Annotated in this window: 8 protein-coding genes and 1 pseudogene; 4 read left to right on the top strand and 5 right to left on the bottom strand. The window is 53.4% G+C overall.

What is annotated here, in order from left to right; translation table 11 throughout:
• Positions 1 to 161 (bottom strand): annotated as a pseudogene (locus AC0QH1_RS17520) (Rpn family recombination-promoting nuclease/putative transposase); the annotation flags it as partial.
• Between the two features lie 710 nt (positions 162 to 871).
• Between AC0QH1_RS17520 and AC0QH1_RS17515 the strand changes: the two are divergent.
• A complete protein-coding gene (locus AC0QH1_RS17515) occupies positions 872 to 1,780 on the top strand; it encodes a UbiA family prenyltransferase (protein ID WP_324632534.1) in 909 nt (302 codons plus the stop codon).
• 18 nt (positions 1,781 to 1,798) lie between these two features.
• On the opposite strand, the gene AC0QH1_RS17510 is transcribed toward AC0QH1_RS17515, so the two are convergent.
• On the bottom strand, positions 1,799 to 1,930 hold the full coding sequence (locus AC0QH1_RS17510) for a hypothetical protein (RefSeq protein WP_324632533.1): 132 nt from the start codon (positions 1,928 to 1,930) through the stop codon (positions 1,799 to 1,801).
• Positions 1,931 to 2,614: 684 nt separating this feature from the next.
• On the opposite strand from AC0QH1_RS17510, the gene AC0QH1_RS17505 reads away from it, so the two are divergent.
• Both AC0QH1_RS17505 and AC0QH1_RS17500 read left to right on the top strand, forming a co-directional pair.
• Positions 2,615 to 4,024, top strand: a complete 1,410-nt coding sequence (locus AC0QH1_RS17505) for an amidase (RefSeq protein WP_324632532.1) — start codon at positions 2,615 to 2,617, stop codon at positions 4,022 to 4,024.
• Between the two features lie 215 nt (positions 4,025 to 4,239).
• Entirely contained in the window at positions 4,240 to 4,398 is a 159-nt protein-coding gene (locus AC0QH1_RS17500; RefSeq protein ID WP_324632531.1) for a hypothetical protein, read from the top strand.
• A 271-nt stretch (positions 4,399 to 4,669) separates the two neighbouring features.
• Here the strand turns inward: AC0QH1_RS17500 and AC0QH1_RS17495 are convergent, their stop codons facing one another.
• Positions 4,670 to 4,903, bottom strand: coding sequence for a hypothetical protein (locus AC0QH1_RS17495; protein ID WP_324632530.1), 234 nt, complete (start codon positions 4,901 to 4,903; stop codon positions 4,670 to 4,672).
• Between the two features lie 467 nt (positions 4,904 to 5,370).
• A complete protein-coding gene (locus AC0QH1_RS17490; RefSeq protein ID WP_324632529.1) occupies positions 5,371 to 7,011 on the bottom strand; it encodes a hypothetical protein in 1,641 nt (546 codons plus the stop codon).
• A 122-nt stretch (positions 7,012 to 7,133) separates the two neighbouring features.
• Here AC0QH1_RS17490 and AC0QH1_RS17485 point away from each other — a divergent pair, with 122 nt between their 5' ends.
• On the top strand, positions 7,134 to 8,264 hold the full coding sequence (locus AC0QH1_RS17485) for a metallophosphoesterase family protein (protein WP_324632528.1): 1,131 nt from the start codon (positions 7,134 to 7,136) through the stop codon (positions 8,262 to 8,264).
• Positions 8,265 to 8,640: 376 nt separating this feature from the next.
• On the opposite strand, the gene AC0QH1_RS17480 is transcribed toward AC0QH1_RS17485, so the two are convergent.
• Entirely contained in the window at positions 8,641 to 10,410 is a 1,770-nt protein-coding gene (locus AC0QH1_RS17480; RefSeq protein WP_324632527.1) for a hypothetical protein, read from the bottom strand.
• Positions 10,411 to 10,487: the final 77 nt, after the last annotated feature.

Raw genomic sequence — 10,487 nt, 5'->3', positions numbered from 1 at the left:
ACTTGCGACGACTGACGTAACACGATCGCATCGGCGCGAATCGGTTCGAGGGAAAGTTCTTTGACGGGTAATTCCACCAGGGCGATCGCTTCCCCAAGCAACCAGGTGGCTATATCCTGGGAGAACTCTTCCGCAATGAATTTACAGATATTGTCGTACATGGGCACCCTGACTGGCGAGTTGCACTGATGATAGCCCTGTCCCTGCTTTTGTTTCCGCCTCCAATTCGCGCAGCCAAACCTGTTTTGTTGCAGATTGTGGCCACCTCACGTAAGTCAAGCAAACTTAAGTGAAACGAGAGGGAAAGCGGCTAAACTCAAACGGTTCTGGCTGGCCTGTTGTCGGACCCCGGGAGGGGTTGTACTGGAAAAAAGCTTAATATTTTATGATAACTCATTGGCCAAAAAATGACAACCCACTAGAGCGACGTACCTCCCATCGCCGCCCGAACCTTAAATGATAAATTGTAAATTGTTAACAGTTAATTGTTCGATCCTGAAAGAGGAGCAACACCCGTCCCGCCCCCGACGTCGTTGCCCAAAAAGTGCGGGGATCGCTGCGATCGCCTCTTTGCCCAGGTAGCGCGGAACTCAGCCCCCGGCAAAACGTAAAAAAACCTAAAGCGGGGGGTAAGAGTAAATACAGATACAAATTAAAAAAACTTAAGAGAATATACTCCCCAAGGAACGCTCCTGTTACTATAATTTCTATAGGTACTGGGTTAACCCAACCCCTGCGAGCGGATTCGAGGCAGGAGTCCCTAAATGGCCCCAGGGCTGTGCCGGGATTCTCCTCGAGACCAGCATCGCGAGTGGGCGTAAAATAAGAGACGATTTTTCATCATCACGGGTGTATGGGAGAATCATAAATCATGCAAGCCAAACTTGTAGCCGCTAAGGGCTGGGGAATGCGTTGGACGCAAAGTGTGCAACGCGAAATATATGTCAATTGGCTATTCATCAAGCGCGACCTTTGGGTTTCGCTGGTCCCGGGAGTGATTTTTCTATTGGTCGCCTGGAGCGTGCAAGATGCCAGCAGCCAAGGGGATTTACTTTCGGCATTAAAAGGCGGGGCGGTGTATTTTACCCTTTATATTTACACCTTTTGCGTCGCCAATCAAATGGTGGGCATCGAGTCCGATCGCATTAATAAACCCGATCGCCCCCTATGTAGGGGACTCTTGTCTTATCGGGGGGCGAAGTATCGCTGGATAGGCAGTATGGCGATGTTTTCCGCGCTCGCGTGGCACCTAGGAGTATTTGAATGGGCGCTGCTGTGGCAAATCTGCATTGTGGTGCTTAACTTTGGCGGATTGTGCCAAGAGTGGCCCACCAAGCACTTTTTCCTCGGATTGGGTCAAATTGCCCAAATGGCTGCCGCATGGCAAATTATCGCCCCGATTACCCCGGTGACCTGGAGTTGGATTTTGCTGGTGACCAGTCTCTCGATTCCGTTATTCGGCATTCAAGATTTGCCGGATATTCCCGGAGATATGGCCACCGGTCAAAATACCTTCGCGATCGCATTTGGCGAAAACGCCGCGCGCGGGATGCTTTGTGTGGGCTTTTTCCTGTTGCCCGTGGCGATTCATTTCGGCTTGATGATGCCGGCAGGGTGGAATATTTATCTGTTGCTCTGGGATATGGCACAAGCCATCGTCAGTTGGAGCGTCTCCCTGCGACTTCTGTTCTATTCCACTCCGGAAGACGATCGCCAAACCTATCTGCTCGCCCTGTGCTGGTATTATCTCGCACTCGGTAGCGCTAGTGCGGGATTTTAACCCATTAGCAAGCCAATGTCAACCGCGATCGCCCCGAAAAATCCATACCGGGCGATCGCTTTTGTCCCCTTTGCCGAGAATATAGACACTATCCTCCTCGGCATCGGCGATCGCCTTTTTCTCCGGAATTTCTTCACCGACTTGACCCACAACAACCCTAAACTTTTTTCCTTCTATTATTCCCAGGCAGAAAAAGCGCGATCGCCAACATTTTTGTTCTCTGGAGAAACCCGCCCGAGGGAAAAATCTGCCTGAGAAAGCCTGTCGCCCCTCCCGCGCAATCAGTTGTCCCCTGCCGCTTCCCTTTTCCAAAAAATTAGCCGATTGTTTTTTTAAATCTTTTCCCTAAAAAATCTCGATAGAATCCTTCCCGATGGGGAGATTTCAGTTGGGAAATCTAACCTCAGAACTGACTGGGGCTGTCCCTCGCCCCTCCCGAGAGCGGAGCCGAGATTTTCACCGGAACGCAACTGCAGCGCGATCGCTCATCATCCATTGAGAATCCCCCAACTCCGATTTCCCATCGCAGTGCCGATTACAATACAACTTTTGTCGGGAAATCTCATCTACCGAAAGTCAGAAATTTATCCTCTGAAATTGACCGCTGCATCACTTCAAGCTCTGAGATTCTCGGAAATACCGCAGTTCAAGACACAACAGTGACAATTAACGAAGTGTCTACCTAAATTTCCCGCTGTTGTTGTTTTTAACCTAGGGTTGGTCTGTAAGCGAAACTGACAATGCTTTTCTTGCTGGAAAAGCCTTGACAAAACCTAGGCTAATCTGGTAGCCAAAAAAACAGATAAACCCCTAGCCATCGCCCCTGAGAAAATTATGAATTTAGTTGATTTAGCATATACACCGGCTCTCGAACAAGCGCGGCTGATCCGCACTAAAGAAATTTCCCCCCTAGAGTTGACCCAACTTTACCTAGAGCGCATCCAAACCTTAGATCCGCACTTGGGCAGTTATTTTACCGTCACCCAGGAACGAGCCTTAGCCGATGCGAAAGCCAAAACCGAACAGCTTTCCACCACCGATCCAGAAAAACTCCCGCCCTTTTTTGGCGTCCCCACCTCCATCAAAGACTTAACCTCCGTCACCGAGATGCCCTGCACCTACGGTATCGCCGCCTTTCGCGAGAAAATGGCCACCTTCGATCGCGCGGTGGTGGCGCGGATGAAGCAAGCGGGCTTTACCATCCTCGGCAAAACCGCCACCCCACAATTGGGCACGGTTCCCTATACAGAAGCCCCTGGATTTCCCCCCACCCGCAATCCCTGGAATCGGGACTACACCCCAGGCGGGTCCAGTGGCGGCGCGGCGGCGGCGGTAGCGGCGGGCTTGTGCGCGATCGCCCAAGGCACCGATGGCGGGGGTTCCATTCGCCTGCCCGCTGCTTGTTGTGGATTGGTGGGGATTAAACCCGCCCGAGGGCGCGTGTCCTCTGCACCCCTGGGAGACTGTATGAATGGTCTGGTCACCGATGGTCCCTTGGCGCGCACCGTCGCCGATGCCGCCGCTATGTTAGATATTATGTCCGGCTACGTCACTGGCGATCCCTATTGGTTGCCCGATCCGGAACCCTCATTCCTGGAGCGCGCTCGCACTGAGAACCCCCTAGAACCGCTGAAAATTGCCTTTGCCACCCGCATCGAGCCGATGGGAGATGCCGAACCCATCTGCGAGCAAGCGGTGAGCGAAACCGTAAATTTACTTGAAGGCATGGGTCATACCTGCGATCGCATCACCCTCGATATCAGCGAATTGCTCGAATCTTTGACCGCGTTCTGGTACACTGGACTGGTGTTTGCCAATATGCCTCCCGATGTGCTAAACCCCCTGAATCAAGAGTTGCTCAAACGCGGACAGGGAATTACCGGCGGGCAATACTTGCAGGCGGTGACTAAACTCCAAATCATGGCACGGCAAATCGTGGCCATGTTTGAAAAGTTCGATGTGCTATTGTTGCCAGTTTTCATGCATTCTACCCTGCGCGTGGGGGAATGGGCCGATTTGTCCCCTGACGAAGTTTTGCAAAAAAGTCTGGATTGGATCGCACCTTGTCCGCTGTTTAATGTTACTGGTCAACCGGCGATCGCCATTCCGGCAGGATTTGCGAACGGCTTGCCCATCGGCGTTCAGATGGTGGGTCGTCCAGCCGCCGAAAGCACCCTCATCGCCTTAGCCGCTCAACTGGAAGCCGCGAAACCCTGGAACCACAACCGTCCTCCTCTGGTTTGAATTGGCCTCACTCAATGCCCGCTTTATATATATACAAATAGTCGCTACGTCATGCTAGGATACACTTTAACGGTATGAATTAGGGGTTGAGTGAGTTTTATGAGGAGTTGAAAAAGCGCCCCTAGGTGCGCTAACCGACCCTTTGCCCGCCGATGCGGGCTATTTTTTGGGCAATTGTTTGACTACTAAGTATATTTTTACTCGATCCAACAAAATTGCTTTTAAACTCGTTCCCAGGCGATCGCAGAGGCACCCTCGGAGAGGAACTGGCAATTGAGGCGCGATCGCCAACCCTATCCCCCGCAGAGCCTTTTCCAGAAATCGTCACCCAGCAATCAGGGCGATCGCGTTTTTGCAAAAAGAGACCCACCTAACGATGGACATGTATTGGATCCCGGGATTCCGGATGAAAGGTTCGATCGCATATCCAGGTTCGCGTCCCAACCCGCAACGCCGGCGAAACACCACCGGAGGAGCCAATCATTTTTACTTAGCCATATAACGATGAAAAGCGGATAAAAAAACGCCCCATCGACCCGCCAGAAAGAGGGTAACATATCCAGAAGGCGATCGCCCCAGCATGGGCCACAGCCATCGCCATAATAATCCAGACGAAGAAAGCCACGAAAAAGCATACAAATGTAACTACAATAAGCTGCGCCAAGCTTGGGAGACCAAATCGCTCAACCAGCGGCGCTGAGTCAAGTCCAGCAGACAGTCATCTGCCAGCACCTCTGCAGTCACCTCTTCCAATGACTTCCCCTGCGATCGCGCGATGGTAATCACCCCAGCGATCGCCGACGCCACCAACTCCTCATCCACCGGTTGTTGTCGCAGGGCAACAATTTCCTGGTAACTCGTCGGAATCTGATAATTCATCTCGTCACACTCCTTGCCATGAACAAATCCGCAGGTTTTGTTAACTTTCGTTAAGAAATTTTAATTCTGTACCCGGAATCTTAGCGCACTTTTACTCCCTGTCAACCCCCGGAAGGGACAAATTTTTTTCCTTCACCTCACCCGCCAATGAAAAAAATCCGAAGGAGAGAAATTAAGCGCCGCCGTCGCCACACCGACGACCCAAAATGGCCACAAGGGTGTGCCGAGCGAAAAAAACTCTTCCCTCGCTATACCACAAAACCCAATCCCTGTCAATCCCAAACGCAGAGGCAGAAATCCACCCCTCCCATTACAGCTATACCCAATCCAGGGGGGAATTATCTCGACTGATGCCTTCTCCACCGTCAAACCGCTCATCGAGGCCCAGCAAATAGAACCGATCGCCCCACAATTTCTCCCCTTTCCCGAGAGGCGCACCGCCGTGGTGCGCCCTACCAATCTCGCGACTACTTCTGATTGGGAAAACTTGGCAATTCCACCGCCGACAAAGACCGACGTTTTTTACCATTTCCCCGCAAAGGATAGACCACCGGTGCGGGCCAATTCGGTTCTTCTGTAGAACTAGCAGTGGTGACAGTGGTATTGGGGGAAGGTTCTGTCGGTGCAGCTGAAACCGCCTCCGACTCCTGGGAAGAGGACCCTTCTAGCTTCTGCGCGTAGGCTTTCGCCTTCAGTAATAGCTCTTCTTCGCTGGTTCCCCCGCGAGAAGCCGGCGTTTGCGGGGGCTTGGGCGTAGAACTGGGCTTCTGCGACCTCGATAAAGGCGTCAGGGGAGAAGGCACCTCAGCAGACCAAGACTCCCGGGAGGAAGGATCCGGTGCAGAAGAGCGATCGCTGCTTCCCGGGGACTGGGGGCGCTGGATTAGCGGATCCAAATCCTCCCACATTGGCCCATCCTCTCGGCGGGATTTCTCCTCCATCTGCGCGGAAGAGGGCGGTGCAACAGTCCCCTCTTCCGACGCCTCCGCCGTCGCGGGGGGCAAAGTTTCCCCAGTGGCGGGAGGCTGCAGGCGGTAGCGAGACAAATCAGCAGGCGGTTTCCCCGAGGGAGGCGCGGTGAGAATGCTCACCCCTTCGGAATCGGTTGGCGCTGACCAAGGGGCAATGGGTTGGGCTTTCGGAACGATACCCGTAGAAGAACTGTCCCCAGGGGCAGAAGGCTCAGAACTTTCCCCAGAAGACACTTCCCCAGCGCTCATCGGTTCGCCCACTGCAGCGATCGCCGCTTTCGCATTTTCCTGGGGATTTTCTATACATTTTTCCAACGCCGCCTTAAACTGTAACGTGTGGCGTTGTTGTCGGTGCAGGCGCGATCGCAAATCCCGACAGAGATTTTGAGTCTGCAACAACATCTGAGAGTGCTCGTTATAACGCTCCTGAGTCAGAGCGCATTCTCGTTCCATCCGCGCCAAACGCTCTTGGCTGGTTTGGAAATCAGCGGATAAACCTTCGATGACATTGGTTTGTTCCCGAATTTGTTGCGTTAGGGAGTTAACTTGATGCGCCAAATGCTCTCCTTGTTCTCGAGCCGTTTTCAACTCAGCAGTGCGGCGGTCTAATAACTTTTGGCGGTCTAACGCTTGCGATCGCTGCTGTTGCAAAGACTGACGGGTTTCGTGCAGCAACGTTTCGAGTTGTTCCACCCGGTGATGTAGTTCCCCATTGTCCTGCTGCAACCGTTCCAGAAGGGCCTCCCGTTCTCCGGGCGTCTGCGGATGCGAGTTCGGCGATCGCGACTCAACCGGTACCGAGGGCATTTCCTCTCCCGCCGAGGGTTTTAACAATTTCCCCGGCGCAGAAAAGGCCACATTCTCTGGGATCGCCGGGTCAAAGGTCATTTCCCCGGGGGGCGAATCCGCAGTGGGCGCTTCATCTGCCTCCCCGGATTGTAACAAGTCCGCAATTCGTATCGCATGAGGAAAGTCCACGGTTTCCCACTCTTGCGCCCCGAGTTCAGTATTGGGGGAAGCCTCGGCGGAGGAGGCTGGGCGATCGCCGACGTCCTCCGGCGGCGTGGATGCAGCCTCTTCGAGCGGTTGATTCGATTCGCTATAGTTGGGGTTGGTGCGGTTTTCTGATTCGCTCATGGGGTTTTGGGGATAGTGGATCTAGGGGACAAAAGGAGGATAATTTAATTTACACTTGAAACAGTTTGGTGAAAAATGCTGCCAAAATTGACGCTTTTTATTGTATAACTCAGACGTTAAAGATGCTTGGGCCAGGAAATAGTCAGAAAGCCGTTAAGCAATTTCGATTTGCCGTGGTCAGCGACCCTCATGTTGCCCTGACCCATACGATTCAAGACATAGCCAACCGATTTCATTTAGTGGAAATCAGCATTCCCGCCTTGGAAATAGTTTTCGAGCATTTAGAGACCCTGAATCTCGATTTTTTATTGTTACCGGGAGATTTAACTCAGGATGGGGAACCGGACAATCACGCCTGGTTGGCGCAACGGTTGGCGGCTTTGCCCTTTCCGGCGTATGTCATTCCGGGAAACCATGACGTCGCGGTGGAACTCGCCAACCATCGGTCGATTGGGTTGACGGATTTTCCGTCATATTACCTTAAATTCGGCTATGACAATCCAGAGCAACTTTATTACAGCCATGAAGTGCTCCCGGGGGTGCGCCTGATTGGCCTCAATTCTAATCAATTTGACGAAAGGGGCAAGCAGATCGGGCGCATGGATGAGGAACAGTTGCAATGGTTGCAGGGGGTGCTCGATCGCGCAGGGTCGGATGAGCTGATTTTAGTGACCATTCACCACAATGTTTTAGAACACTTACCGGGACAGTCTACCCATGCAATGGGGCGGCGCTATATGTTGGACAATGCCCCCTGCCTGAGAAAAATGTTGCGCGCGGCAGGGGTTAACTTCGTCTTTACCGGACATTTGCACGTGCAAGATGTGGCCTATGCTGACGGGTTGTACGATATTACCACAGGTTCTTTGGTGAGCTATCCCCATCCCTATCGGGTGCTGGAGTATGCGGTGGATGAACGGGGGCAAGGGTGTTTGCACATTGAGTCCCATCGGGTAAAATCAGTACCGGGATGGCCTGCTTTGGGGGAAATTTCTCGAGAGTGGATGGGCGATCGCTCTGGCCCGTTTATGATGAAGTTGCTCACCTGTCCGCCGTTAAATCTGCCCCCGGAACAGGCGGAGGAACTCGCCCCCCATTTGCGCTATTTCTGGGCGGATATTGCCAATGGCGATGGTTGCTTTGATTTTCCCCAGTTTCCCCCCCACGTCCGCCGCTATTTTCAAACCTTTAGTGCCCTCGCCAGCGATCGCACTCCCCAGTTTATCGACAATCAGGCCACCTTGATGCTCTAAGTTCAGCGGGGCGGGAGGCTTCCCGGAGAGTTTGTACCGCGAAATATACCCTCATCAGGGGCATCTACCGCGCGATCGCACTCGACTCCCAAGGGCTTTTCGTCTCCCTGAAACCTTCCCCCTGTCTACACATTTAGTTTGCATAATATTGAAATTTCAGCCCGCTCTGGCACAAGGGACAGTGCCGAATTCTACAATATTTAGGAATTTAGAGGTAAAAAAAGGCGATAAATCTGTTTTTTTACTGGTTTTGGGGCTAATTATTCCCCCGTTTGGAATTTATCGCGCGATACTGATTATGCAATTTAAGTGTAATTGCCCCTCGGGAAAATCCAGAGGGGCAAGGGGTGAAGCTGGGCGAAAAAAGTGAGGGAGACTAGCGCGCGATCGCCAGGGACTCGCTCATTTCATTGAGCATAGGCGTCACCGCTTCGAGTAACGCGGTCATCCCTTCTACTTCGCGAATCATGGTAGCGATCGCCATCGCTTCTTCCTCAGATGCATCATCGGACAGCGCACTCAACTGCGTCAGCAACGAGGGCAAGGTTCCGCGCAGGCGTTCCACGGCGGCGACGGAAGGATTGAGTCCGGAGGCATTCAAGCCGCCTTCTTGGGGCAACAGGGTTTCAAAGCCGGTGCTAAAGGTCTGCAAATCCCGTTCCACAGTGGCCACATTTTCCAGGAAGGCTCTTGCATCACCCGGGTCAGAAATTGCGGAAGCGAGGCGATCGGCTTGTTCGCGCAACCGGGCGGCGGTGGAGGTGGGGGCGATTTCCATCGGTCCATCGGGGCTGGCGATCGTCACTTTAAACGGACCCGGGGCGGGAGGATTTTCCTCATAATACGCCACCGCTTCCGGATTTTGAATCGCTTCCATCGTGAAATCGGCGGTTTCAGTATTGAAAGACAATTTCAGGGGGAAGGCCATTGGATTTTCCGGATCCACAAACGGGGTAATCCCGGTGAGGGTAAATTCTTCCACACCGCCGCCGGGGAAGTCGGTAAAGTCCACCGTATCACCCGGGCCAAATTCACCTAAGACGCGATCGCCCACAGACACGGTAAACTTCTCTGGGAAACCAGTGGGGAAATCGTCAATTTTGGTAAACAACGAATCCGAAGTCATCGTATAGCGGAACCCTTCCGCCGTCGGGGGGTCAAACCAAGCCCCACTGGCCACGCCAACAAAGCTAAACGCCCCATTTTGCATGCCGATGGGCAAGACCGGCGAAAACTGAGAAGACCCGGGAGAAACGCCGACCAGGGAAATGAAAATATTGCGTCCGTTGAGGCGGACTACCATCCCGCCCCAACTGCCCCAACTCCAGACGCTTAACACCCGCAACCCTCGGATAGCACTCAGATTCGCCAATCCGACTAAGCTATTAAACGCATTGCCCCGAACCAGGCGGCGATTGGAGGGAACTACGAAGAACATCCGTTGCGACCCCACTGCCAGATCCACGGTTTGGGTGATAGTGGGGGTGGGTACCGGGTTGGGGGTTTGAGGATTGCCTCCCGTGTCGGGATTCGGTTGGGAGGAGACGGGCGGGGAAACGGCTACCGGGGTTTCTTCCACCGGGGGATTCACCGGAGGTGCGGGGGTTGGCGCAACCGCTTCGGTGGTTTCCGCCATTTCGGAGGTGGGTTGGGAAACCGCCTCTAGGGTGGGAACTTCTTCGGTGGTATCCGGATTGGTTGTTTCTGTGGTGGTGGTGTTTTCCGTGGTGGTGGACCCCGCCTCGATCTCGATACGGTTAATGGTCATCTCAAAGCCGGTTTGAGAGCTGATGGTGGTGGTGGTAGTTGTGGTGGTAGTATTCTCCCCGGTGATATCGGATTGGTTCGTACCACCGGTGCCTGACCCGGGTTGGTTCGTCCCACCGGTGGTTGGCCCTGCGGGGGGGTTCGGTCCGGTGATATCGGATTGATTGGTTCCACCGGTGCTGATGACGGTGGTGGTGGTAGTGATGGTGGTGTTGTTATTGGTGGTGGTGGTGGTGGTCGAAGTCGGTCCGGTGATGTCGGACTGATTGGTTTGCGATCGCCCTGAGGTTTTGGGCACCAAGATTATGGCCAGGGACAATGCCACAGGCAGAGTCAAACACAAACCACTTTTGAGCAAGTAAGAGAACACTTTCATCATAAATTAGGGTTGGTAAGGGGGAGAACGGAAACCCTCGTCATTTATGCGTAGGGAGGAGTTCTCCCCCCTTACACAGA

The organism is Phormidium sp. CCY1219, from assembly GCF_055795085.1.
This window is presented reverse-complemented; position numbering and strand designations above follow the sequence as displayed.